The 24656-nt window shown below is 61.4% G+C and carries 19 protein-coding genes; 2 read left to right on the top strand and 17 right to left on the bottom strand.

Annotation, left to right across the window (positions count from 1 at the left end):
* Nucleotides 1–22: 22 nt before the first annotated feature.
* From purF to leuC, 14 genes are all read right to left on the bottom strand, one after another.
* Nucleotides 23–1528 (bottom strand): amidophosphoribosyltransferase, encoded by a 1506-nt coding sequence (gene purF, locus AC19YS_RS18700; protein WP_500602371.1) that lies wholly within the window; start codon nucleotides 1526–1528, stop codon nucleotides 23–25.
* A 41-nt stretch (nucleotides 1529–1569) separates the two neighbouring features.
* Nucleotides 1570–2127: a CvpA family protein gene (locus AC19YS_RS18695; RefSeq protein ID WP_003192538.1), complete on the bottom strand. Its 558-nt coding sequence runs from the start codon at nucleotides 2125–2127 to the stop codon at nucleotides 1570–1572.
* Nucleotides 2128–2381: 254 nt separating this feature from the next.
* Nucleotides 2382–3053: an SPOR domain-containing protein gene (locus AC19YS_RS18690; RefSeq protein WP_119742634.1), complete on the bottom strand. Its 672-nt coding sequence runs from the start codon at nucleotides 3051–3053 to the stop codon at nucleotides 2382–2384.
* Nucleotides 3037–4344 (bottom strand): bifunctional tetrahydrofolate synthase/dihydrofolate synthase, encoded by a 1308-nt coding sequence (gene folC, locus AC19YS_RS18685; RefSeq protein ID WP_500602370.1) that lies wholly within the window; start codon nucleotides 4342–4344, stop codon nucleotides 3037–3039. Before folC ends, AC19YS_RS18690 begins: the two co-directional genes overlap by 17 nt.
* On the bottom strand, nucleotides 4341–5261 hold the full coding sequence (gene accD / locus AC19YS_RS18680) for an acetyl-CoA carboxylase, carboxyltransferase subunit beta (protein ID WP_106576687.1): 921 nt from the start codon (nucleotides 5259–5261) through the stop codon (nucleotides 4341–4343). Before accD ends, folC begins: the two co-directional genes overlap by 4 nt.
* 243 nt (nucleotides 5262–5504) lie before the next feature.
* Nucleotides 5505–6137, bottom strand: a complete 633-nt coding sequence (locus tag AC19YS_RS18675) for a phosphoribosylanthranilate isomerase (RefSeq protein WP_448209083.1) — start codon at nucleotides 6135–6137, stop codon at nucleotides 5505–5507.
* A 64-nt stretch (nucleotides 6138–6201) separates the two neighbouring features.
* Nucleotides 6202–7026: a tRNA pseudouridine(38-40) synthase TruA gene (gene truA / locus AC19YS_RS18670; RefSeq protein ID WP_106576685.1), complete on the bottom strand. Its 825-nt coding sequence runs from the start codon at nucleotides 7024–7026 to the stop codon at nucleotides 6202–6204.
* A gap of 234 nt (nucleotides 7027–7260) precedes the next feature.
* Nucleotides 7261–9855: a FimV/HubP family polar landmark protein gene (locus tag AC19YS_RS18665; protein WP_200625572.1), complete on the bottom strand. Its 2595-nt coding sequence runs from the start codon at nucleotides 9853–9855 to the stop codon at nucleotides 7261–7263.
* Nucleotides 9856–10016: 161 nt separating this feature from the next.
* Nucleotides 10017–11027 carry an aspartate-semialdehyde dehydrogenase gene (locus AC19YS_RS18660; protein WP_106576683.1) on the bottom strand — a complete coding sequence of 337 codons (1011 nt, stop codon included), beginning with the start codon at nucleotides 11025–11027 and terminating at the stop codon, nucleotides 10017–10019.
* 248 nt (nucleotides 11028–11275) lie between these two features.
* The gene (asd, locus tag AC19YS_RS18655; RefSeq protein ID WP_500602369.1) at nucleotides 11276–12388 is read right to left on the bottom strand and encodes an aspartate-semialdehyde dehydrogenase; all 1113 of its coding nucleotides are present in this window, start codon (nucleotides 12386–12388) and stop codon (nucleotides 11276–11278) included.
* Nucleotides 12389–12452: 64 nt separating this feature from the next.
* The gene (leuB, locus tag AC19YS_RS18650; RefSeq protein WP_124418041.1) at nucleotides 12453–13535 is read right to left on the bottom strand and encodes a 3-isopropylmalate dehydrogenase; all 1083 of its coding nucleotides are present in this window, start codon (nucleotides 13533–13535) and stop codon (nucleotides 12453–12455) included.
* A gap of 52 nt (nucleotides 13536–13587) precedes the next feature.
* Nucleotides 13588–14352 carry a class I SAM-dependent methyltransferase gene (locus AC19YS_RS18645; protein WP_200625569.1) on the bottom strand — a complete coding sequence of 255 codons (765 nt, stop codon included), beginning with the start codon at nucleotides 14350–14352 and terminating at the stop codon, nucleotides 13588–13590.
* Between the two features lie 136 nt (nucleotides 14353–14488).
* Entirely contained in the window at nucleotides 14489–15133 is a 645-nt protein-coding gene (gene leuD, locus AC19YS_RS18640) for a 3-isopropylmalate dehydratase small subunit (protein WP_179677043.1), read from the bottom strand.
* Nucleotides 15134–15143: 10 nt separating this feature from the next.
* Nucleotides 15144–16562, bottom strand: a complete 1419-nt coding sequence (gene leuC / locus AC19YS_RS18635) for a 3-isopropylmalate dehydratase large subunit (protein WP_106576679.1) — start codon at nucleotides 16560–16562, stop codon at nucleotides 15144–15146.
* A 148-nt stretch (nucleotides 16563–16710) separates the two neighbouring features.
* Between leuC and AC19YS_RS18630 the strand changes: the two genes are divergently transcribed.
* The gene (locus tag AC19YS_RS18630) at nucleotides 16711–17601 is read left to right on the top strand and encodes a LysR family transcriptional regulator (RefSeq protein ID WP_106576678.1); all 891 of its coding nucleotides are present in this window, start codon (nucleotides 16711–16713) and stop codon (nucleotides 17599–17601) included.
* Between the two features lie 65 nt (nucleotides 17602–17666).
* Complete coding sequence (locus AC19YS_RS18625; protein ID WP_500602368.1) at nucleotides 17667–20945, top strand: EAL domain-containing protein; 3279 nt, start codon at nucleotides 17667–17669, stop codon at nucleotides 20943–20945.
* A gap of 3 nt (nucleotides 20946–20948) precedes the next feature.
* On the opposite strand, the gene AC19YS_RS18620 is transcribed toward AC19YS_RS18625, so the two are convergent.
* From AC19YS_RS18620 to AC19YS_RS18610, 3 genes are all read right to left on the bottom strand, one after another.
* Complete coding sequence (locus AC19YS_RS18620; protein ID WP_500602367.1) at nucleotides 20949–22232, bottom strand: hypothetical protein; 1284 nt, start codon at nucleotides 22230–22232, stop codon at nucleotides 20949–20951.
* Between the two features lie 98 nt (nucleotides 22233–22330).
* The gene (locus AC19YS_RS18615) at nucleotides 22331–23053 is read right to left on the bottom strand and encodes a hypothetical protein (RefSeq protein ID WP_500602390.1); all 723 of its coding nucleotides are present in this window, start codon (nucleotides 23051–23053) and stop codon (nucleotides 22331–22333) included.
* 315 nt (nucleotides 23054–23368) lie between these two features.
* Complete coding sequence (locus AC19YS_RS18610) at nucleotides 23369–24364, bottom strand: hypothetical protein (protein WP_500602366.1); 996 nt, start codon at nucleotides 24362–24364, stop codon at nucleotides 23369–23371.
* Nucleotides 24365–24656 lie beyond the last annotated feature (292 nt).

Raw genomic sequence — 24656 nt, 5'->3', positions numbered from 1 at the left:
GCCCCTCAGGGCCGGTGTTTACTCAGTTGTTGTACAGATCGATGATCGCGCTGACCGCCTGGGTCTTGATCTTCGACGAGTCGTTGCGCGCCTGCTCGATCTTATTCAGGTAGGCCTCGTCGACATCGCCGGTCACGTACTTGCCGTCGAACACGGCGCAATCGAACTGCTCGATCTTGATCTTGCCGCCGCCAACCGCTTCGATCAGGTCCGGCAGGTCCTGATAGATCAGCCAGTCGGCGCCGATCAGGTCGGCCACGTCCTGGGTCGAACGGTTGTGGGCAATCAGCTCGTGGGCGCTCGGCATGTCGATACCGTACACGTTCGGGTACCGCACAGCAGGCGCAGCGGAGCAGAAGTACACGTTCTTGGCGCCCGCTTCACGGGCCATCTGAATAATCTGCTTGCAGGTGGTGCCACGTACGATGGAGTCATCCACCAGCATCACGTTCTTGCCGCGAAACTCCAGCTCGATGGCGTTGAGCTTCTGGCGGACCGACTTTTTGCGCGCCGCCTGGCCCGGCATGATGAAGGTACGGCCGATGTAGCGGTTCTTGACGAAGCCTTCGCGGAACTTGACGCCCAAATGGTTGGCCAGCTCCAGCGCAGCGGTACGGCTGGTGTCCGGAATCGGGATTACCACGTCGATGTCGTGCTCAGGACGCTCGCGCAGGATTTTCTCGGCCAGCTTCTCGCCCATGCGCAGACGCGCCTTGTACACCGAAACGCCGTCGATGATCGAATCCGGACGCGCCAGGTAGACGTGTTCGAAGATGCACGGGTTGAGTTTCGGCGCCACGGCGCACTGACGGGTGTGCAGCTTGCCGTCTTCGGTGATGTACACCGCTTCGCCCGGGGCCAGGTCGCGGATCAGGGTAAAGCCGAGCACGTCCAGGGACACGCTTTCGGAGGCGATCATGTACTCGACGCCTTCGTCGGTGTGGCGCTGGCCGAACACGATCGGGCGGATGCCGTGCGGGTCGCGGAAACCGACGATGCCGTAACCGGTGACCATGGCCACGACCGCGTAACCACCGACGCAACGGTTGTGCACGTCAGTCACGGCGGCGAACACGTCTTCTTCGGTTGGCTGCAGCTTGCCGCGCTGGGCCAGCTCGTGGGCGAACACGTTGAGCAGCACTTCCGAATCGGAACTGGTGTTGACGTGGCGCAGGTCAGATTCGTAAATCTCCTTGGCCAGTTGTTCAACGTTGGTCAGGTTACCGTTGTGCGCCAGGGTAATGCCGTAAGGCGAGTTGACGTAAAACGGTTGAGCTTCGGCCGAGGTCGAGCTGCCCGCAGTCGGGTAACGCACATGGCCAATGCCCATGTGCCCGACGAGGCGCTGCATGTGACGCTGATGGAACACGTCACGCACCAGGCCATTGTCCTTGCGCAGGAATAACCGGCCGTCGTGGCTGGTCACAATACCGGCAGCGTCCTGGCCGCGGTGCTGGAGGACGGTTAGCGCGTCATACAGCGCCTGATTCACGTTCGACTTACCGACGATACCGACGATGCCACACATGCGACGCAACCCCTACTTAATGAATCTTGACTGAACACTGCTTACTGAGGCGTTTTGGCCGGCAAGAGGTGTTCCTTGAACGGAAGATCAGCGGGTACGCTGATTCCGCTGGCCAGCCACTGACTGCTCCACCCCAGAATGAGGTTCTTGGACCAATCTGCAACCAATAGAAATTTTGGCACGAGTACCGACTCCTGCCACCACGAATCCTGCTGTACCGGCCCCAGGCTCAACAGCCCGACTGCCACGACCACCAGCAACGCGCCACGCGCAGCGCCGAAGGCCATGCCGAGAAATCGATCGGTCCCGGAGAGGCCGGTGACACGTATCAACTCGCCAATAAGATAATTGACCATCGCCCCCACCAGCAGCGTGGCGATGAACATGATGGCGCAGCCCGCGATGACGCGAGCCGAAGGTGTCTCGATGTAACCGGCCAGGTAAACCGACAATGAACCACCGAACATCCAGGCTACGACTCCTGCGATGATCCAGGTCAGCAACGACAGTGCTTCTTTTACGAAGCCGCGGCTTAGACTGATCAAAGCGGAGATGGCGACGATTGCAACGATCGCCCAATCAACCCAGGTAAATGGCACAGTGCAGCCTACGTACGGATAAGGCGGCGCATTTTAGCAGAGCGCCGGGCTGTCGGTAAGCTGTGATTGCGGGTGCTTTGCAAATCAATGGGTTGAGTAGGGCGAAGCCCCCCTCAGGACCACCCAATACAATGTGGGAGGGGGCTTGCCCCCGATAGCGACGGGTCATTATCAGAGAGGCTGACTGACCTACCGCCATCGGGGGCAAGCCCCCTCCCACATTGAGTGCATTCCAAGCTGAAACGGGGGTGAAATCAGCCGCGCTCAGGCTGAAAACGCACCACAAAACCATTCAGGTTCTGCTGGCGACCCAGCAGATCACGCAGGCGATCCGCCTCGGCGCGCTCGATCAGCGGCCCGATAAACACGCGGTTCTTGCCATCGGCACTGCGGATATAAGCGTTGTAGCCCTGAGTGCGCAGCTTTTTCTGCAAGGCTTCGGCGCTCTCGCGATTGGCCAGGCTGGCGAGCTGGATCGACCAAGTGATCGGCAGACCATTGGGATCGATACGGCTTTGACCAACGTCTGGCTTGCCCGGCGCGGCAGGTTGCGGCGCAACCGGCTTGGGCGCTGGCGCCGGCGCGGCCGGTTTGGCGGCAACCACAGGCGCTGCCGGCGCGGGCGCAGGTGCAGGCTTGACCACCGGCACACTCGGCTGCACCGGCATGCTCGGCGCCTGCTGCGCAGCCACATCCGCATCACTCGGCACAGGCTCCTCAGGCAACGCCTGCGGCTCGGGCACCACCACCGGCTCAACCTGAACTTGCGGTACCGTCGGCGCCTGGGGCGCAGCCGGCGCCTCAACAACTACCTGGCGCTGCTCGTCCTGACGCGAAAACAGCATCGGCAGAAAAATCACCGCCAACGCCACCAACACCAGGGCTCCAACCATTCGCTGCTTGTATGCGCTATCCAGTAATGCCATGTGCAGCTTCCTCCGTGGAGCGCCGGGCCAACCACTCTAGCGCCTCGGCAACACAATAAAATGATCCGAACAACAGAATCTCGTCCTCGGCCGTTGCCACCGCACACTGCGCTTCAAGCGCGGCGGTGACGCTTGCATACGACGCCACTGGCGCACCAAGGTTCTGCAAGGCCGTTTCCAATTCGGCGGCCGGCCGACTGCGGGGCGTATCCAGCGGCGCCACCGCCCAAGCCTGCACATCGCCCAGCAACGGCGCAACCACGCCGCCCAGGTCTTTGTCAGCCAACAGCCCGAATACCGCCAGGCGGCGACCCACCGGTGGCGTACGCGACAGGCGTTGTGCCAGGTACTCGGCGGCATGCGGGTTATGCCCCACATCCAGCAGCAGGTTCAGGCGCTTGCCCTCCCACTCGAAGGTGCGACGATCCAGACGCCCGACCACCCGAGTGGCCAGCAATGTCGCGGCAATTTGCTCGGCATGCCACGGCAGATCCAGCAGCAGGTAGGCCTGCAACGCCAGCGCAGCGTTTTCCATCGGCAGGTTCAGCAGCGGCAGATCATGCAGCTCTACCGCCTGCCCGCGCGCATCACACCCACGCCATTGCCAATGTTGAGCACCGATGTCGAGATTGAATTCGCGGCCGCGCAGGTAAAACGGACAATCCAACTCGCGCACCTTGTCGAGCAAGGGTTGCGGCGGGTCCAGATCACCACACAGCGCAGGCTTGCCCTGGCGGAAGATCCCGGCCTTTTCATAGGCCACCGACTCGCGGGTATTGCCCAGGTAGTCGGCATGATCCACGCCAATGCTGGTGACCAGCGCCATGTCGGCATCCACCACATTGACGGTGTCCAGACGCCCACCCAGGCCGACTTCCAGAACAACCACATCCAATTGCGCACGCTCAAACAGCCAGAACGCCGCCAGGGTGCCCATTTCGAAGTAGGTCAGGGAAATTTCGCCGCGCCCGGTATCCAGTGCGGCAAAGGCTTCGCAGAGCTGCTCATCAGTGGCTTCGACGCCATTGAGCTGCACCCGCTCGTTGTAACGCAGCAGGTGCGGAGAATTGTAGACGCCAACTTTCAGCCCTTGGGCTTGCAGCAGCGCCGCGACAAAGGCACAGGTTGAGCCTTTGCCGTTGGTGCCGGTCACCGTGATCACGCGCGGTGCCGGCCGGCCCAACCCGAGGCGGGCCGCTACCTGTTGCGAGCGCTCCAGGCCCATGTCGATGGCTGACGGATGCAACTGCTCAAGGTAGGCGAGCCATTCGCCAAGGGTACGCTGGGTCATAGGTTTGCAGGCACCGGCGGCACAACGATCGGTTCGACTTTAGGCGCGACGTACACAGGCGTCGGCAGGCCCATCATTTGCGCCAGCAGGTTACCCAGGCGTGGACGCAGCTCGCCACGGGCGATGATCATGTCAATCGCGCCGTGCTCCAGCAGGAACTCGCTGCGCTGGAAACCTTCCGGCAGTTTTTCACGAACGGTCTGCTCGATCACGCGCGGGCCGGCAAAGCCGATCAGGGCCTTGGGTTCGCCGACAATCACGTCACCCAGCATCGCCAGGCTGGCGGAAACGCCGCCATAGACCGGGTCTGTCAGCACGGAGATGAACGGAATGCCTTCTTCACGCAGACGCGCCAGTACCGCAGAGGTCTTGGCCATTTGCATCAGGGAAATCAGCGCTTCCTGCATGCGCGCGCCACCGGAGGCGGCGAAGCAGATCATCGGGCAACGGTTTTCCAGCGCGTAGTTGGCGGCACGTACGAAACGCTCACCGACGATGGCACCCATGGAACCGCCCATGAAGGAAAACTCAAACGCCGACACCACCACGGGCATGCCCAGCAACTTGCCGCTGACGGAAATCAGCGCGTCCTTTTCACCGGTCTGCTTTTGCGCGGCGGTGAGGCGATCCTTGTACTTCTTGCCATCGCGGAACTTGAGACGGTCAACCGGCTCCAGGTCAGCGCCCAGCTCGGCACGGCCATCGGCGTCGAGGAAAATGTCGATGCGGGCGCGGGCGCCGATACGCATGTGGTGGTTGCACTTGGGGCAAACGTCCAGGGTCTTTTCCAGCTCCGGGCGATACAGCACCGCGTCGCAGGATGGGCACTTGTGCCACAGACCTTCAGGAACCGAGCTTTTCTTCACCTCGGAACGCATGATCGAAGGGATCAGTTTGTCTACTAACCAGTTGCTCATGCTTTCTTTCTCCAGTACCGGTGGCTTGAACACAGCCCCGCGTATGCCCTTGAGCTAAATTCATATGTGGCGATGACACAGACGGGACGGGGTCAGACGTTCGACCAGCCATTTCCTGCCTGTATCCTCAGCCTTCCAGACAACCCGCAGCGCGGGTTGCCACTACGTTTCCGGGCCTCCCGCAGGCGGCGCCGATGCTGTTTTACACAGTGGTAGTTATGGACGGCGGCAGACTGCGAGCCGTCACATCACACCATTGCTGTTGCGCACCGCTTGCATGAATGCGCGAATCTTGTGGTGATCCTTGATGCCCTTGCCCTGCTCCACCCCACCGCTGACGTCCACGGCGTACGGCCGAACCTGCTCGATGGCGGCTCCGACATTCGCGGCGTTGAGCCCGCCGGCAAGGATAATCGGCTTGCTCAGCCCCTCGGGAATCAGCGTCCAGTCGAATGCTTCGCCCGTACCGCCCGGCACGCCTTCGACATAGGTATCCAACAGAATGCCACGAGCGCCAGTATAGGCAGCACACGCGGCGGCGATGTCATCCCCGGCCTTGACGCGCAGCGCCTTGATATACGGGCGTTGGTAGCTTTCACACTCGTCGGGGCTTTCATCGCCGTGAAACTGCAGCATGTCCAGCTGCACGGCATCCAGGGTTTCGTTGAGCTCGCAGCGGCTGGCGTTGACGAACAAGCCGACGGTGGTCACGAACGGCGGTAACGCGGCGATGATTGCACGCGCCTGCAGCACATTCACCGCCCGTGGGCTCTTGGCATAAAACACAAAACCGATGGCATCCGCCCCCGCCTCGACTGCCGCCAGCGCGTCTTCTATGCGGGTGATCCCGCAAATCTTGCTGCGAACGGCTGACATGTCGTAGAAACCTCAGGGGTTGAACCGAGAAAGTCCCGGATGGTAACAAAAGCTATTCCGGGCGTCAGCCGCCAAGTTCGCTGAAACCTGTGAGGAAGTGTGGCCCGATGAAGCGATCCGGCAATTCGAACTCGTCGCGGTACTCCACGTCCACCAGATACAGGCCAAAGGGATGCGCCGTCACCCCACCTGTGCGGCGGATGCGACTTTCCAACACCTCTTTGGCCCACTCCACCGGGCGCTCGCCGGTGCCGATGGTCATCAACACGCCTGCAATATTGCGCACCATATGGTGCAGGAAGGCGCCAGCGCGGATATCCAGCACGATCATCTTGCCGTGACGGGTCACGCGCAAGTGATGGACTTCCTTGATTGGCGACTTGGCCTGGCACTGGCCGGCACGGAACGCGCTGAAATCATGCACACCGACCAAATGCTGCGCGGCTTCGGCCATGCGCTCGGCATCCAGCGGGCGATGGTTCCAGGTGATTTCCTGGTTGAGGTGCGCCGGACGGATCTGGTCGTTATAGATCACGTAGCGATAACGCCGGGCAATGGCCTTGAAGCGCGCATGAAAATGCGCAGGCATGACCTTGGCCCAAGTGACGCTGACGTCATGAGGCAAGTTGATATTGGCGCCCATCACCCACGCTTTCATCGTGCGCTCGGCCTGGGTGTCAAAGTGCACCACCTGGCCACAGGCATGCACACCGGCGTCGGTTCGCCCGGCGCACATCAGCGACACCGGCGAGTCGGCGACCTTCGACAAGGCGTTTTCGAGGGTTTCCTGCACCGTCAGCACACCCGAGGCCTGGCGCTGCCAGCCGCGATAGCGCGAGCCTTTGTATTCCACGCCCAGAGCGATGCGGTTAAAGCCTGCGGCCGCCATTTCGGCGGCCGCGTTATCTAGATTTGCCAAGAACTGAGAGCCCGATGAGTTGCGCAAAGGCGGCCATTATAAAGGCGGAGCACGCATGAGGGGCGCTTTTGTTGCGAGGCCACGCGCCAAACCAACTGTGGGAGCGGGCCTGTTCGCGAATGCAACGTGCCAGGCGCTCAATCCGCTAACCGACACGTCACGCTCGCGAGCAAGCCCGCTCCCACATTGGCGTTACACTCCTGTTCAGATTTTGCCGAGCATTTCCTTGGCTTCACCGCGCTGGGCTTCATCGCCCTCAGTCAGCACTTCGGACAGAATGTCGCGCGCGCCGTCGGCATCGCCCATGTCGATGTAGGCCTGGGCCAGGTCGAGCTTGGTGGCCACCTCATCGGTGCCAGAGAGGAAATCAAACTCCGGCTCATCAGCACCCAACGCCGCATCTTCGGCGGTAAAGGAAGGCTCGATCGGCGGATGCTCGAGGCTCTGGGACAGGCGATCGAGCTCAGCGTTGACGTCGTCCAGCTCGGATGTGAAGGCATCCGGCTTGGCGGCCGGCGGCGCTTGCGGTTCGTCAGCCAGGGACAGGTCGAAGTCTTCCGGCAGGTCGAAATCATCCAGTGCGGCAGGGGTAAGGGTTGGCGGCTCAACAGCCGGCACATCCTTCATCTGGTCTTCAAGGCCCGAGAGGAAGTCATCGTCCGATTGCGTGGACGACGGCGCGTCCAGCTGCAGGTCCAGATCGAAGTCCGACACATCATCCGGCGCGGGCTTGGCTTGCGTCTGGCGCTGCAGGACAGACTCGAAACTCGATTCATCCTTGGGGCTGACCACGGCCGGCGAAGCGGCTTCCAGATCGTCCAGGCTCAAGTCGAAATCCGTATCGAACGCGTCGGGTTCCGGCGCCGGCGCTGCCGGTTTGTCTTCAAGCAAGTTCTTCACGTATTGAGCGTCCAGCGCCGCCGCGGCCACCGCAGCGCTGACGCCCGCGGCCAACACGGCCATGGCCGGGAAGCGACTCTTGAGCTGCTCGACCTGGGCGTGGTTTTCGCCCGTGGCCACCAGTTGACGCTCTTGCGTGACGAAGCCGTCCTTATCGCTTTGCAGACCGTAGACTTCCATCAGCTTCAAGCGCAGGTCACTGCGCTTGGGCTCGCGCTTGATCGCCTGCTCCAACACATCGGCGGCCTGATTCAGGTGACCACGGTCGATATGGGATTGGGCTTGTGCGAGCGCATCGCTGGAATTTTCCGGGGCCACGGCGACGGCCAAAGGCGCCAGCACGGAAGCCACGCTCGGCACCACGACAGGCTCAACCACCGGGGCAGGCGCAGGCGCGGCCGCCAGCTTGACGTTCGGCGGCGGCACTTCCAGGCCTTCGAAGCTGTCCGGCGGCAGGTCGTGATCCACATTCGGCGAAAACTGTGGTTCTTCAGCCAGCGCCCGCGCCATACGCAGGTGCTTTTCCTCTTCGAGGCGGGCATTGCGGTGACGGGCCCACAGCAGCAGGAGCAACAACACCAGCAAGCCGGCAGCACCGCCGATGACCCCGAGGACAATCGGGTTGGTCAGCAGATCGTTGAATTTACCTTCGGTGCTGCTGGCCGGCGCGGCATCCGGCTTGATCGGCTCGGGCGTAGCTACCACGGCAGCCGGCGTCGCATCGGGCGCCGGCGCCGTCGATGCAGTCGCCGCAGGCTCACCTGGCAGCTGCGCCGGAATGGCTGCCGTCGTCGGCGCAGTGCCCGGCACTGCCGGGTTACCGCCCTGAGCCTGCAACTTGGCCAGTTGATCGTTTTTCAATTGAATCAGCTTTTGCAGCTTGTCCAACTGACTTTGCAGGTCGGCCGCGCGGCTTTTCAGCTCGGCATTGTCGCGGCGCGTGGTGTCCAGCTCTTCCTGGGTCATCGCCAGCTTGTCGCTCAATGCACGCCCGTCAGCGGCCCTGCCCTTGGCACCTTTCTTGGCGGACTCGGCCGACACCAGGCTCAAGTTGTCCTTGGCATTGGTGCTCGAGGGCGCATCGCCTGCCTGGGTGCGCCGAGTGGCGTCCAGTTGCTGCTTGCCGGCGGCCTGATTATTGGCCGTGCGACGGCCCTCGCGCCAGGCGGCATTTTGCGCAGTGACTTCGGCAATCGCCTCCGGCTGCGGCAGGCTGGTGGCTTGCTGGCGATCCGGAAGACGCAGCACCTGGCCGGTTTTCAGGCGGTTGATATTGCCGTCGATAAAGGCATCAGGATTGAGCGCCTGGATCGCCAGCATCGTCTGCTGGACCGACGCGCCGTTGCGGTTCTTCGCGGCAATTTCCCACAAGGTATCGCGAGACGTCGTGGTGTGCTGCGCAGCTTTGCTGACCGTGGGCGCCGTGCTGGCAGGTGCCGACTGGGTCGGCGCACTCAAGCGCGGTGCAGGTGCGCTGGCGGTCGGTGCCGGCTGCTCGAACTTGGCCGGGTCGAGCAGCACACTGTAGTCGCGCATCAGACGGCCGTTGGGCCATTGCACTTGAAGCAGAAACCGTACGTAGGAATCAGGCAGCGGCTTGCTGGAGGTGACGCGCACCACACTGCGGCCATTGGGGTTGATCACCGGGGTAAACGTCAGGTCATTCAGAAACGCCTGGCGATCCACGCCGGCGTCCACAAACGCCTGGTCAGACGCCAGGCTCGGGGTGATCTCGGAGGCAGTGAGGCCGCCGACATCGAGCAATTCGATTTCCACCGCCAACGGCTGGTTCAACTTCGACTTGAGGGTCATCTCCCCAAGCTGCAGCGCCTGCGCCATACCGGAAGACAGCGCCGAGGCGGCCGCTATTGCTAACACCAGTTTGCGAACTTGAACCATAGCCTCATCCTTTGTTTGAACACTCCCCGGCCTGCGAGAAGGTTGGTAACCGCTGCCATAAGGCATGGCGAGCCGATAGGTTACCGACGCGCTTCTGTTTCGCTTGGGGCCAAGCATAGCGCTTGGCTAGAATCAATCTACAAATTGCCGCCAAGTATCTTTTACACAAGGCCTTTTATCAACAACTGCGCCAGTTGCACGGCGTTCAATGCCGCGCCTTTGCGTACGTTATCTGACGTCAGCCACAGATTTAGTTCCGCCGGGTCGTCCACGCCCGCACGCACTCGGCCAACGTAGACCACATCCTGGCCGACCGCATCCCCAACGGCCGTGGGGTAGTCGCCCTCTTCCACCAGCTCGATCCCCGGCGCTGCCTCCAGTGCACGGTTGACAGCGGCCAGGTCGACCGGCGCGCCCAACTGCAATGACACTGTCAGGCTATCGCCAAAAAACACCGGGGCTTGAACGCAGGTTGCGGAAATCTTTAGCAGAGGTGTTTCCAGCACCGCACGCAACTCGTGTACGAGGCGTTTCTCCAGGGCTGTATGACCCTGGGCGTCAGGCGTGCCGACTTGCGCCAGCAGGTTGAAGGCCATCTGCCGATCAAAGAACTTCGGCTCCAGCGGGCGCACGTTCAGCAACTCGGCGGTCTGCCGGGCCAGCTCGCTGACGGCCTCGCGGCCCTGGGCCGAAACGGCCAGGTTGGCAGTGACGCTGACGCGCTGGATCTCCAGCAGGCCGCGCAACGGCGCCAGAACCACCGCCAGGTTGGTGGCCGACGGACTCGGGCTGCCGAGCTGGAAGGGCTTTTTCAGACCCTTGAGAATATGCGCGTTGGCTTCCGGCACGACCTGAGGTGCCTGATCGGCCGGCAAGGCGCCGGAGAGGTCGATCACCGAGCAACCGGCCGCCGTGGCGCGTGGCGCGAAACTCAGGGTCACCGCCGGGCCTGCCGCGAAGAACGCCAACTGGGCTTTTTTGAAGTCGAACTCATCAACTTCCTTGACCCGCACGTTCTTGCCGCGAAACGGCACCGAGGCGCCGGCCGAGTTGCTGCCCGCCAGCAGATACAGGGTGCCTACCGGAAAATCCAGCTCTTCGAGAATCTGCACCAGGGTTTCACCCACGGTGCCGGTTGCACCGATCACGGCGATTTCAAAGGTCTGGGTCATGGTGGCTGCCTCGGGCATTGCGGGGGGAGCGGCACTTTACCGGGTGGTGGGGAGTGAGGCAATTGACCTGGGGTGGATGGTGTGGCTGATGGCCTCATCGCCGGCAAGCCAGCGCCCACATTCAAACGCCTCCCAACGTTGAAATGCGATCGAGTGTGAGAGTGGACTTGCCCGCAAAGAGGCCCTGAAGGGCAATAAAAAACCCGCGCCTGTCACCAGAACGCGGGTTTCCTACTCACCAGCAGCGATCAACGCTCCAGCAAAATCCGCAGCATGCGACGCAGCGGTTCAGCCGCGCCCCACAGCAGTTGGTCGCCGACGGTGAACGCGCCCAGGTACTGAGTGCCCATGTTCAGCTTGCGCAGACGGCCAACCGGCACATTCAGGGTACCGGTGACCTTGGTCGGGCTCAGCTCCCGCATGCTGATGTCGCGGTTGTTCGGCACCAGCTTGACCCATGGGTTGTGCTGGCTGATCAGCCCTTCGATATCGGCGATCGGCACATCTTTGTTCAGCTTGATGGTCAGCGCCTGGCTGTGGCAGCGCATGGCGCCGATGCGCACGCAGATGCCGTCCACCGGGATCGGGTTCTTGAAGCGACCGAGGATCTTGTTGGTCTCAGCCTGGGCCTTCCACTCTTCGCGGCTCTGGCCGTTCGGCAATTCCTTGTCGATCCACGGGATCAGGCTACCGGCCAAAGGCACGCCGAAGTTTTCGGTCGGGTAGGCATCGCTGCGCATGGCTTCGGCCACACGGCGGTCGATGTCCAGGATCGCGCTGGCAGGGTCAGCCAGTTGATCGGCAACGGCCGCGTGGGTGGCACCCATTTGCTTGATCAGCTCGCGCATGTTCTGCGCGCCGGCGCCGGAAGCCGCCTGATAGGTCATGGCGCTCATCCACTCGACCAGGCCAGCCTCGAACAGGCCACCCAGGCCCATCAGCATCAGGCTGACGGTGCAGTTGCCGCCCACATAGTTCTTGGTGCCAGCGTCCAGCTGCTGGTCAATAACCTTGCGGTTCACCGGGTCGAGGATGATCACGGCGTCGTCCTGCATGCGCAGGCTCGAGGCGGCGTCGATCCAGTACCCCTGCCAGCCGGCTTCGCGCAGCTTGGGGAAGACTTCGCTGGTGTAGTCGCCACCCTGGCAGGTCAAAATCACGTCGAGGGTTTTGAGCTCTTCAATGCTGTAGGCGTCTTTGAGCGGAGCAATATCCTTGCCCACGGACGGCCCTTGGCCACCCACGTTCGACGTGGTGAAAAACACCGGCTCAATAAGATCGAAATCCTGCTCTTCCAGCATCCGCTGCATGAGCACGGAACCGACCATACCGCGCCAACCGATCAGACCTACACGTTTCATCGCAACTACACCTTGTTAAAAAGTGGGCCGCCTTGCAGCAACAACTGCAAGCGGGCCCGAGAGATTACAGATTCCGCAGCGCGGCGACTACTGCGTCGCCCATTTCTTGCGTCCCAACCTTGGTGCAACCCTGCGACCAGATGTCGCCGGTGCGCAAACCCTGGTCCAGTACCAGGCTCACAGCCTTCTCGATTGCATCCGCCGCTTCACTCAGGTTGAAGCTGTAACGCAGCATCATCGACACCGACAAGATGGTCGCCAACGGGTTGGCAATGCCTTGGCCTGCGATGTCCGGCGCCGAACCGTGGCACGGCTCGTACATGCCCTTGTTGTGGGTGTCCAGCGACGCCGACGGCAGCATGCCGATGGAACCGGTCAGCATCGACGCCTGGTCGGACAGGATGTCGCCGAACAGGTTGTCGGTGACGATCACGTCGAACTGCTTGGGTGCACGCACCAACTGCATGGCGGCGTTGTCGACGTACATGTGGCTCAGTTCGACGTCCGGGTAGTCCTTGGCCACTTCTTCGACGATTTCGCGCCACAGTTGGCTGGAGGCCAGTACGTTGGCCTTGTCGACCGAGCAGACCTTCTTGCCACGCACGCGGGCCATGTCGAAACCGACACGGGCGATACGGCGGATCTCGCTCTCGCTGTACGGCAGCGTGTCGTAGGCCTGACGCTCGCCATTTTCAAGGGTGCGCACGCCGCGTGGCGAGCCGAAGTAAATACCGCCGGTCAGCTCACGCACGATCAGGATGTCCAGGCCCGCCACCACTTCCGGCTTGAGGCTCGACGCGTCGGCCAGTTGCGGGTAGAGAATCGCCGGACGCAGGTTGCCGAACAAGCCCAGTTGCGCGCGAATTTTCAGCAGGCCGCGCTCCGGGCGGATGTCACGCTCGATCTTGTCCCACTTCGGGCCGCCCACGGCGCCGAGCAGTACGGCGTCGGCTGCACGGGCGCGGTCCAGGGTTTCGTCGGCCAGGGGCACGCCGTGCTTGTCGATGGCGGCGCCGCCGATCACGTCGTGGCTCAACTCAAAGCCCAGGCTGTACTTGCTGTTGGCCAATTCCAGGACTTTGACCGCTTCGGCCATGATTTCCGGACCAATACCGTCGCCAGGAAGAATCAGAATCTGCTTGCTCATGCGTTCCTCATTTCATCAAGCGACCCGCCCGTGGGCAGGTCGGGAAAATTAATCAGCGTTCGGCAAAGACCACCAGCACGTCGGTGCTGAAGGTGCCGTCGGCTTGAATCTCGTAGTAATCGCGTACTTCCTGGCCCATCGCCTGCTGCAACTCAAGGATCGCGGCGCGCAATACCTCTGGGGTGCGCATGCGCTCCACCCACGAGGTGTATTCCAGGCGCAGGCGCTGACGGCTGCTGGTGCGTACGTGCAGGCCGGCCTCGCTGAGCTGGCGCATCCATTCGGCGGCGGAGTAATCGCGCACGTGGCTGGTATCGCGCAGCACTTCGACGGTTTGCAGGTAAGTGTCCAACAGCGGGCTGCCCGGTGACAAGACATCGACAAATGCCGCGATACCGCCAGGCTTGAGCACCCGACGCACTTCACGCAGGGCCAGGCCGAGGTCGCTCCAATGGTGGGCCGAATAGCGGCTGAACACGAAGTCGAACTCGCCATCGGCGAATGGCAGGCGCTCAGCGGCGCCGTGCACGGTGCGGATGTTGTTCAGGCCACGCTCTTTTGCGGCGGCTGCCACCACGTCGAGCATCTGCTGGGACAGGTCGTAGGCCACCACTTCTTCAACCAGCGGCGCAACGTGGAAGCTCACATGCCCGGCACCGCAACCCAGGTCCAGCAGTCGCGCAGCGCCCTGCCCGGCCAATTCGGCCTGGAGTAGCGCGAATTCGGTGCCTTGAGCGTGAACTGCGCTGCTCAGGTAGGCCGAGGCCTGTTCGCCGAATTGTTTTTGCACGACTTGGGTGTGGGCGGTGCTGGTCATGGTGGTTTTCCTTGGGTTTTGTGGTGTTGGTACGGGCGCTATCGCAGGCAAGCCAGCTCCCACACTCGACCGTGTTCACAGGTCAACATGTGGGAGCGGGCTTGCCCGCGATGGGGCCCGCACGGCCTACCTCAAATCAAGCGTCGCGAAACAACCAGGGCTGGCTCGCCCGGTGCCTGGTTTCAAACGCGGCAATCGCATCGCCGTCCTGCAAGGTCAGGCCGATATCGTCCAGGCCATTGATCAGGCAGTGCTTACGGAACGCATCGACTTCAAAGTGATACACCTTGCCGTCCGGGCGGGTCACGGTCTGCGCAGCCAGGTCAACGGTCAGTTGGTAGCCGACATTGGCTTCGACCTGCTTGAACAGCTCGTCCACTTCGGCGTCGCTCAAGATGATCGGCAGCAAGCCGTTCTTGAAGCTGTTGTTGAAGAAGATGTCGGCGTAGCTCGGCGCGATGATGCTGCGAAAGCCATATTCTTCCAGGGCCCACGGCGCGTGTTCACGGCTGGAGCCGCAGCCGAAGTTCTCGCGGGCCAGCAATACGCTGGCGCCTTGGTAACGCTCGGCGTTGAGCACGAAGTCCTTGTTCAACGGGCGCTTGGAGTTGTCCTGGTAGGCGTAGCCCACGTCCAGGTAGCGCCACTCATCGAACAGGTTCGGACCAAAGCCGGTGCGCTTGATCGACTTCAAGAACTGCTTGGGGATGATCTGGTCAGTGTCGACGTTGGCACGGTCCAACGGCGCGACAAGACCGGTGTGTTGGGTAAAAGCTCTCATCGGGTTTTCCTCAGATCAATTCGCGAACGTCGATGAAACGACCGTTGACGGCAGCGGCGGCGGCCATGGCCGGGCTGACCAGGTGGGTACGCCCACCGGCGCCCTGACGCCCTTCGAAGTTACGGTTGGAGGTGGACGCGCAATGCTCGCCCGACTCCAAACGGTCCGGGTTCATCGCCAGGCACATGGAGCAGCCCGGCTCGCGCCATTCAAAACCGGCCTCAAGGAAGATCTTGTCCAGGCCCTCGGCTTCGGCTTGCGCTTTGACCAGGCCCGAACCTGGCACCACGATGGCTTGCTTGATGGTCGAGGCCACTTTGCGGCCCTTGGCGATCACCGCCGCGGCGCGCAGGTCTTCGATCCGCGAGTTGGTGCAGGAACCGATAAACACGCGATCCAACTGGATGTCGGTGATCGCCTGGTTGGCCTTCAAGCCCATGTACTTCAAGGCACGCTCGATGGAGCCACGCTTGACCAGGTCGGTTTCCTTGGCCGGGTCCGGCACGTTCTGGTCGACGGCCAGGACCATTTCCGGCGAGGTGCCCCAGCTGACTTGCGGCTTGATCTGCGCGGCGTCGAGCTCAACCACGGTGTCGAAGACAGCGTCGGCGTCGGACACCAGGTCTTTCCAGGCCTCTACGGCAGCCTCCCAATCGGCGCCTTGCGGAGCGAAAGGACGGCCTTTGACGTATTCAACGGTTTTTTCATCCGCCGCGACCATGCCGACACGGGCACCGGCTTCGATGGACATGTTGCAGATGGTCATGCGGCCTTCGATGGACAGGTCGCGGATGGCGCTGCCGGCGAACTCGATGGCATGGCCGTTACCGCCGGCCGTGCCGATCTTGCCAATCACGGCAAGCACGATGTCCTTGGCGGTCACGCCAAATGGCAATGTGCCTTCGACTTTGACCAACATGTTCTTCATCTTTTTGGCGACCAGGCACTGGGTGGCGAACACATGCTCCACCTCGGAAGTGCCGATGCCATGGGCCAGGGCGCCGAATGCGCCGTGGGTGGAGGTGTGAGAGTCACCGCAGACCACGGTCATGCCCGGCAAGGTGGCGCCCTGCTCCGGGCCGATCACGTGCACGATGCCCTGACGCACGTCATTCATCTTGAATTCGGTGATGCCATATTCATCGCAATAGTCGTCGAGGGTTTGCACCTGCAAACGCGACACCTGGTCGGCAATGGCCTCGATGCCGCCTTTGCGCTCCGGGGTGGTCGGTACGTTGTGGTCCGGGGTGGCGATGATCGAGTCGACGCGCCAGGGCTTGCGCCCGGCCAGCCGCAGGCCTTCAAACGCTTGGGGCGAGGTCACTTCATGGATGATGTGACGGTCGATATAGATCAGCGACGAGCCATCGTCGCGCCGTTTCACTTCATGGGAATCCCAAAGCTTGTCGTAAAGCGTTTTGCCGGCCATCAGTCGGTCCTCATCATCGGTCTTTCTATGCCCCGGGCTTTTGAGACATTCAATAACCCTTTGGCTTGTGAGGCTGATGGTATGGCGCTACATTAAATAACTCAAATTCATATTTTTTATGCTTTGGATTACCAACTGGAATACCACAATGGACCTGGCCAACCTTAATGCCTTTATTGCCATCGCCGAGACCGGCAGCTTCTCCGGCGCCGGCGAACGCCTGCACCTGACCCAACCGGCCATCAGCAAGCGCATTGCCGGGCTGGAACAACAATTAAAGGTACGTTTATTCGACCGCCTGGGCCGTGAAGTCGGCCTGACCGAGGCCGGGCGCGCTCTGCTGCCGCGTGCTTACCAGATTCTCAATGTGCTGGACGACACCCGCCGCGCGCTCACCAACCTGACCGGCGAAGTCAGCGGCCGCCTGACATTGGCCACCAGCCACCACATCGGCCTGCACCGCCTGCCACCGATTTTGCGCACCTTTACCCGCGAGTACCCGAACGTGGCGCTGGATATTCAGTTCCTCGATTCGGAAGTGGCCTACGAGGAAATCCTCCATGGTCGCGCTGAAGTGGCCGTTATCACCCTGGCGCCCGACCCGCACAACCTGGTACGCGCCACGCCGGTGTGGGACGACCCGCTGGATTTCGTGGTCGCGCCCGAGCACAGCCTGACCGCCAATGGCACGGTCAACCTGGCCGATATCGCCAAACACCCGGCGGTATTCCCCGGTGGCAACACCTTTACCCACCATATTGTCAGCCGCTTGTTTGAAGCCCAGGGCCTGACGCCGAACATCGCCATGAGCACCAACTACCTGGAAACCATCAAGATGATGGTGTCCATCGGCCTGGCCTGGAGCGTGTTGCCGCGCACCATGCTCGATGAACAGGTGGCAAGTATCGCTTTGCCGGGCATACAGCTCAGTCGCCAGCTAGGCTATATCGTGCACACCGAAAGGACGCTGTCGAACGCTGCGCGGGCTTTCATGAGCCTATTGGATGCACAGGTCGATCTGCCAGGGACACCGGCATGAAGCTGTGCGGCCTCAAGGTCTGAATAAACCGCGCCGAACGCCCATTGAGCCAAGGCCCTTTGATAATGCGCAACCCCGTCGATTCCGTGCCACCCCTGCCCCGCATTTACGCCCTGGACCCTCAAGAGGCGGAACAAAGCTGGGACAGCGCTCCGCAGTTGCTGGCAGCCCTCAACGCTGCCCGCCTGGGCGCATGGTGCTGGGAAATCGACACCGGCAGGATCAGCTGGTCACGCGGCACCCAGGCGCTGTTCGGCTACGATCCGCGCCAGCCGTTACCCAAAGACCTGGATTACCTGGATCTGCTCGCGCCTTCGGATCGCGCGCGCGTGGTGCGGGCCTTTCACGCCGTGCTGGCGGGCGAGCCGTTTGAACAGGCCATGCACCACCACATCCAGTGGCCCGATGGCAGCCATCACTGGCTCGAAATCAACGGCAGCCTGGCACCGGACAGGACCGGCCGGCGCCGCATGATCGGCGTGATTCGCGAAACCACTCGCCAGCGCGAGCGCGAACACGCCCTTATCCACTCGGAAAAACGCTTCGCCACACTGTTTCATCTGTGCCCGAATATGGTCCTGCTGACCCGCCAGGCCGACGGCCTGATCAGCGAAGCCAACCAGTATTTCGAGATGCTTTTCGGCTGGCCCGTGGCCCAGGCCATCGGCCGCACCACGCTGGACCTGGGCCTGTGGCGTGACCCGCAACAGCGCGCCCTGCTGGTCAGGGCAACCCAACGCAAGGGCGAACCCATCAGCATGGAAGTGCAGTTCTGCGCCAGCAACGGCCAGATCCACGACGGCACCTTGAGCGCACAAAAAGTCGAGCTGGAGGGCGAGGCCTACCTGATCAGCACGTTTGTCGACACCACCGAGCGCAAAAACGCCGAGCAGGCGCTCAAGGACAGCCAGGAGCGCCTCGACCTTGCCCTGGATTCGGCACAGCTGGGCACCTGGGACTGGCATATCCCCAGCGGCATGCTGTATGGCTCGGCCCGCGCGGCGCAACTGCACGGCCTGGAGGCGTTGCCGTTTCACGAACCTTTCGATGCGTTTTTTGAAGGCATGTCCGATGAAGAACGCGAGGGCATGCGCAACGCCTATCGCAGCCTGCGTGAAGGCCCGGACGGCAATTACCAGCTGACCTACCGCGTACAGATGGAGGACGGCAGCGCTCGTTACCTGGAAAGCCGCGCGCGGCTGTATCGCGACGAATCGGGCAAACCGTTGCGCATGGCCGGCACCTTGCTGGATATCACCGACCAGGTGGAACGCGAGCAGCGCATCACCGCCTCCGAAGAAAAGTTCGCCAGCCTGTTCCAGGCCAGCCCTGACCCAATCTGCGTGACCTACCTGGACAGCGGCGCCTTTATCGAAATCAACCCCGCGTTCACTCAGACCTTTGGCTGGACCGCCGCCGAGGTGATCGACAAAAGCGCCGACCAGATCGGGCTGTGGGATGACTCGAGCAAGCGCCTGCAACGTATCGAACGGGTCATTCGCGAGCAGTCGTTAAACAATGTCGCCATTGTGGTGCATCACAAAAACGGCCAAAGCCTGACCTGCGTGATTTCCAGCCGCCTGATCAAGGTCGGCGACCAACCCTGCATTGTCACGACCCTGCGCGATATCACCCAGCAACAACGCTCCGAGGCCGCCCTTAAGGCCAGCGAAGAAAAATTCGCCAAGGCCTTCCATTCAAGCCCCGATGCCATCTCCATTACCGAACGTGACACCGGCCGTTATGTGGAGGTCAATGACGGCTTCTGCCGCCTCACCGGTTACCGCGCCGAGGAGGCCATCGGGCTGACGCTGTATCAGATCGGCATCTGGGCCGATGAGAATCAGCGCGCGGCGCTGCTGGCCGAACTGCAGATCAAGGGCCGAATTCATCACCTGGAAATGCTGTGGCACAACAAACGTGGCGAATTGTTGGCCGTGGAGGTATCGGTCGAACCGATCACCCTCAATGAGACGCCGTGCCTGCTGCTGACGGCGCGGGACGTGAGCCTGCTGAAAAACGCCCAGGCGCAGATCCGTCACCTGGCCTATCACGACCCGCTGACCAACCTGCCCAATCGTGCGCTGCTGATGGACCGCCTGAGCCAGCAGATCGCCCTGCTCAAACGCCATAACCTGCGGGGCGCCCTGCTGTTTCTCGACCTCGACCATTTCAAGCACATCAACGATTCCCTCGGCCATCCGGTGGGCGACACCGTGCTGAAAATCGTCACCGCACGCCTAGAAGCCAGCGTGCGCATGGAAGATACGGTGGCGCGCCTGGGCGGCGATGAGTTCGTGGTGCTGCTCAGCGGCCTGGAAGGTACACGCGTGGAAGTCAGCGCCCAGGTACAGGAACTGGCGGACACCCTGCGCGAATTGCTCTCGGAACCGATGTTCCTCGATGGCCATCGCCTGCAGGTCACGCCGAGCATTGGCGTGGCGCTGATCCCCGACCATGGCTCGACACCCGCAGACCTGCTCAAGCGTGCCGACATTGCGCTGTATCGGGCCAAGGATTCAGGACGCAACACCACGCAGATGTTTCATAACAGCATGCAGAAAACCGCCAGTGAACGCCTGCGCATGGAGACCGACCTGCGTCTGGCGCTGTCACGCGGTGAGTTCAGCGTGCATTACCAGCCTCAAGTCGATGCGCGCGGCAATCGCATCATCGGTGCCGAAGCGCTGGTGCGCTGGCAGCACCCGCAACTGGGGGCGCAGTCACCCACCGAATTTATCAAAGTGCTGGAAGACAGCGGCCTGATCCTGGAAGTCGGCACCTGGATTCTTGATGAAGCCTGCGGCGCATTTGCCCAATTGATCGCCGATGGCTTGGTGGACCCGTTGAATTTCAGCCTGTGCGTGAATATAAGCCCGCGCCAGTTCCGCCAGAACGACTTCGTGGAGCGGGTGGAGCGCAGCCTCAAGCAGCATCACCTGCCGTATAGCCTGCTGAAACTGGAAATTACCGAAGGCATCGTGATCCAGAACCTGGATGACACAGTGGCCAAGATGCGCCGCCTGAAAAAACTCGGCGTGAGCTTTGCCATGGACGACTTCGGCACCGGCTATTCGTCGCTGACCTACCTCAAGCGCCTGCCGGTGAATGCGTTGAAGATCGATCAGTCCTTCGTGCGCGACGCCACCCACGACCCCAACGATGCCGAAATCATCCGCGCCATCGTCGCCATGGCGCGCAGCTTGAACCTGGATGTGATCGCCGAGGGCGTGGAAACCCCGGAACAACTGGCATTCCTGCAAAAGCTGGGCTGCCATTTGTTCCAGGGGTATTTACACAGCCGGCCTCTGCCCATCGAGGCGTTCAGGAAGCTACTGGGCTGACCCTTACACGAGCTTCAATGCGCGAAACCCGGTGTTCATCCATCGCGATGACGCCAGGTCCTGCTTTTGCCCATAGAAGTCCAGCGCGCCATTGATGACCGCGACCGAGTGGCCCGTGTCCGCCAGCGTACCGACCGCGCCCCGGGCCAGTTCTTCAACCGTGCTTTCACGCATATAGGCGTACAACCCAAGCCGCCGCAGCGCCTCCCCCGGGTACTCGCCGTCGTTGAGGGTGTGCAGGGCGGCTGCATAGCTCTGTCCGGCGCGCATGTCGTTATTCTCCATGTGCGCGCGCTTGGCGCTGACCGCGTACAAGAAGTTGGCGTAATTGATCAGCTGCGTATGACTGCCGTGGAAGTTTGACGCGACGATGGCCTGGCGCAGTTCATCATGGGTCACCGTCAGCGTGAAGGAGTCCCTCATGACCACCTCAAAACCGTCGGCGGTGACTTGGATGCGCTTATAGATCCCCTGAGGGTCCTGCCAGAACCGGATGATCGCCGCCTTGATCGCCGACACCGTGACGCAATTGCCTTCCACGCCCTGATAAAAACCACCCCAGATCTGTTCGGGCGTCATGCCGGACACGACGTCGGACACCTGCCTGGCGTTGTCGGGGGCCGCCGGTTTGTCGTCGAACAACACGTACCCGTAACCCTGCTTGACCGTGCGCCGCTCGTGGTAATGATGGCTTACGCCCTCCATCACCAGCGCCGAGCCAAAGTTGTGCGTCCCCATGACCCCCACCGCGCCCTTTGCCTGCATGGCACTTGACGGCACGTACTGGCACAGGCCGAACAGGCCCATGCCCTGCAAACACCGCTGGACGGTCTCGCCCTCCAGTGTTTTTGCCAGCGCAGCTTCAAACGTCGGGTAATTGCCGGTCAGTTGCTTGCGCTTTACGAACGCCGCGAACACAAAATTGGCATCCTTGACTGCCCCGCTATCGTCGCCGCTGAACCTTGAGGCCTGCGTCGCCTGCGCCAACTCCTGGCGAGACAACTGAACCTTGAACTCGTCCTTCATGGTGATGTGGTACCCATCGCCCGTGGCAGTCAGCGCATTGAACATGCCAGCCGGGTGTTGCCCGAAGGTTGTCATCATCAGTTTGATGACGGCTGCGTGGGTGCTGGTGTCAAAGTGCTCGCCAAACTGGCCGTGCGCCGCATTGAATGCACGGATGATCTGCGCAGGTTTTTCCCCCGCACGTTTCGACGAAAACACCGAAGCCGCGTCGTCGTACCCGTTGGCCGGCGAGCCTGGGCCATTACTTGCTGTGATATTCATTCACTGATTCCTGAGACTTACCGAAGCAATAACCTGCAAAACACAATCGGGGCGGCGTTGCGATGGGGTGAGCCGCCCGCATCGCCTGTGGTCGCGCCCTAGAAAAGTGCTATCGCCTGACCGCGGGCAGGCGTGGCGCCCCTGCGTCCCCACAACTCTTCGCGGCCGTTGATCACCGCCACCGAATGCCCGGTGCGATTGCACATGCCCAATTGCCCACGGGCGAGCTCTCGCACAGAGACCGTTTTCATGTGCTTGCGCAGCCCCAGGCGCATGAACCCCTCCCCCGGCCCATGCTCATCCTCACCGTTGTTCAGGCTGCGAATCGCAGCCTGATAACTTCTGCCCGCCGTGTAATCGTTGTTTTCCATCTGTGCGCGCTTGGCACTGACCGCAAACAGAAATTGCGCATCCTTGAGCATGCCCTTGTCCTGCCCTCTAAACTTCGCGCCTCGCGCACCTTCGGCCAATTCACGGTCAGTCAGGGTGAGCTGAAAATCATCGCGCATCACTACTCGATAACCGCCGCTGAGGCGGGTGACGTGCTGGTAGATATCCGTGGGGCTCTGGCCAAATCGGTGCATCGCCGCCTTGATCGCCGACACCGTCACGCAGTTGCCATCGGGGCCTTGGCGAAATCCACTCCAGATGTTGTCCGGCTTCGCACCGCCACGCTTGTTTGAAAGGCACGGGATCGCGGCTTCGGAATTGGGCCTGGGGGTGATCGGCTCATGCACCACCGACGGATTGACCGGTGGCGTGGGTATAACGGGGACGGACTTATCTTTGTCGGCCGACAACACCCTCAGTATCTGAGTCAATAAAGAACTCAACAGCGCAGCAAACGATTGAACAGCATCGCGTTCATTATCGCCGCGCACCCGGCGCTCTGAATGACTGACAGAGGGACGACAAATAGTCGCCGCAGTTTTTTGTTCAATCAGGTTCAAGTGAATATCCACTGGATGATTGGCACTTCTTAAATCACTATTGATCGCCTGCCTGACATCGATGACACGCGCAATATTATTAATTAAACAGTTAGACATATGCCCCCCATGGGCAGGCGCCTCTTTGCAACTTACAGCCAAAGAGGTGCCTGCACGCCTCAAGAAGTTAAACCGGGTTTGGGACGATCAGGCCTTGAACATTGGCCTGGTATTTAACCGCCAGTTTCTTGGATCAAAATGATCTTCAACCGGGCCTGGGCTGGTTAAGTCCGGAACCGGCGTATCAGGCAAGGGCTTTGGAGTGATGTCCGGCACCACCGACGGCGTTGGCTCTGGCGTGACCACCGGCGTGACGCTGCCTGGCACCGCCGGTGTTTGGTCTGGCTTGATCTCGGTCTTTGGCGCTGGCGGCACGCCAGGCTTGATACCCGACTCGACCTCAGGCGTGACCGTGCCGGGCACCTCAGGGGCAGGTTCTGGCGTGATGTCAGCCTTCACGTCCGGTGTCACACCTGGCTTGATCCCCGGCTGCGGGGCGGTTTCAGGCAATGGCGACAGATCCAGCACACGCTTTAGTTGTGGCACGTTGTTCACAACCGCCTGCGCATCCGTGCAATGGCAATGACCGGCATTCACATTGACGTGTACGTTGGTCTTGCCGTCATTCGTCACGGTAATCGCCGGCTCGGACGCGGACTGATGTGGCAGCGCCACTGGCGCCTTGAGTGCAGTGGGCACTACCACCGCAGCATCCATCAGTTGCCGCTTTGCTTGCGGCTTCGGCGCCTGCGGTTCGGCCGGCAAGTTGCCCACCTCCGGCGTATTCGGCTGCTTGGCGACATCGGAATTCACCGGCAACGTGCGCGCCTCAGGCTTTGCGGCTGGCACAACGCCTGGGCCGGACAGCAGCGCGGGCGTCAAATCCTTTCCGGAGACCATTTCACGTATAGCCTTGAAAACCTGTTCGAGCATGTCAAATAACCGCATGAGCGCAGTACCCGGAATCATCAGTTCGTTGGGCGAGAACCGGACGTTGTCAGTGCTCAGCGGCGTGTTGGCAACACGCACTCCGGAAACCTGCACGTCTGTTGTTTCAGCCAACTTAGCGGATGAAATACTGTTGCGATCCAGCACAGATGCATTAACTTTCATGAACGATGGATTATTAACCGACAGCGACATTTAGCAATTCCTTATTTAACAGTGCCTGGCCGATCAGCGGGCCAGAGAAGTGAGCGTGTCAACAGCTGAGAACAACAATGTTGCTTCACAGTCCTTACTTACGTGGAAAGTTAGGCTATCGAGTTCCGCCAATCGCAGCTCATATAAGGAAACCAATGCGCGTTATCAGACTTTGCCGCATGAACTATCGCGACAGGGCCTTGGCGCAAGCCCCTCGTGACGCTGAAGAATCGTCACACCCGTTAATACACTGCGGGCATGCAACTCACCGACAAGATTAAACCGCCTGTTC

It is taken from the genome of Pseudomonas sp. MF08831 (assembly GCF_059862645.1).
Note: the sequence above shows the minus strand (reverse complement) of the source record. Positions and strands in the feature narration are given on the sequence as shown.

What these genes read in the sequence shown, in the direction of transcription:
- purF (WP_500602371.1), bottom strand. Translation starts at nt 1,528, where the DNA reads ATGTGTGGCATCGTCGGTATCGTCGGTAAGTCGAACGTGAATCAGGCG.
- AC19YS_RS18690 (WP_119742634.1), bottom strand. Translation starts at nt 3,053, where the DNA reads ATGGCATTACTGGATAGCGCATACAAGCAGCGAATGGTTGGAGCCCTG.
- folC (WP_500602370.1), bottom strand. Translation starts at nt 4,344, where the DNA reads ATGACCCAGCGTACCCTTGGCGAATGGCTCGCCTACCTTGAGCAGTTG.
- accD (WP_106576687.1), bottom strand. Translation starts at nt 5,261, where the DNA reads ATGAGCAACTGGTTAGTAGACAAACTGATCCCTTCGATCATGCGTTCC.
- AC19YS_RS18675 (WP_448209083.1), bottom strand. Translation starts at nt 6,137, where the DNA reads ATGTCAGCCGTTCGCAGCAAGATTTGCGGGATCACCCGCATAGAAGAC.
- truA (WP_106576685.1), bottom strand. Translation starts at nt 7,026, where the DNA reads ATGGCGGCCGCAGGCTTTAACCGCATCGCTCTGGGCGTGGAATACAAA.
- AC19YS_RS18665 (WP_200625572.1), bottom strand. Translation starts at nt 9,855, where the DNA reads ATGGTTCAAGTTCGCAAACTGGTGTTAGCAATAGCGGCCGCCTCGGCG.
- AC19YS_RS18660 (WP_106576683.1), bottom strand. Translation starts at nt 11,027, where the DNA reads ATGACCCAGACCTTTGAAATCGCCGTGATCGGTGCAACCGGCACCGTG.
- asd (WP_500602369.1), bottom strand. Translation starts at nt 12,388, where the DNA reads ATGAAACGTGTAGGTCTGATCGGTTGGCGCGGTATGGTCGGTTCCGTG.
- leuB (WP_124418041.1), bottom strand. Translation starts at nt 13,535, where the DNA reads ATGAGCAAGCAGATTCTGATTCTTCCTGGCGACGGTATTGGTCCGGAA.
- AC19YS_RS18645 (WP_200625569.1), bottom strand. Translation starts at nt 14,352, where the DNA reads ATGACCAGCACCGCCCACACCCAAGTCGTGCAAAAACAATTCGGCGAA.
- leuD (WP_179677043.1), bottom strand. Translation starts at nt 15,133, where the DNA reads ATGAGAGCTTTTACCCAACACACCGGTCTTGTCGCGCCGTTGGACCGT.
- leuC (WP_106576679.1), bottom strand. Translation starts at nt 16,562, where the DNA reads ATGGCCGGCAAAACGCTTTACGACAAGCTTTGGGATTCCCATGAAGTG.
- AC19YS_RS18630 (WP_106576678.1), top strand. Translation starts at nt 16,711, where the DNA reads ATGGACCTGGCCAACCTTAATGCCTTTATTGCCATCGCCGAGACCGGC.
- AC19YS_RS18625 (WP_500602368.1), top strand. Translation starts at nt 17,667, where the DNA reads ATGCGCAACCCCGTCGATTCCGTGCCACCCCTGCCCCGCATTTACGCC.
- AC19YS_RS18620 (WP_500602367.1), bottom strand. Translation starts at nt 22,232, where the DNA reads ATGAATATCACAGCAAGTAATGGCCCAGGCTCGCCGGCCAACGGGTAC.
- AC19YS_RS18610 (WP_500602366.1), bottom strand. Translation starts at nt 24,364, where the DNA reads ATGTCGCTGTCGGTTAATAATCCATCGTTCATGAAAGTTAATGCATCT.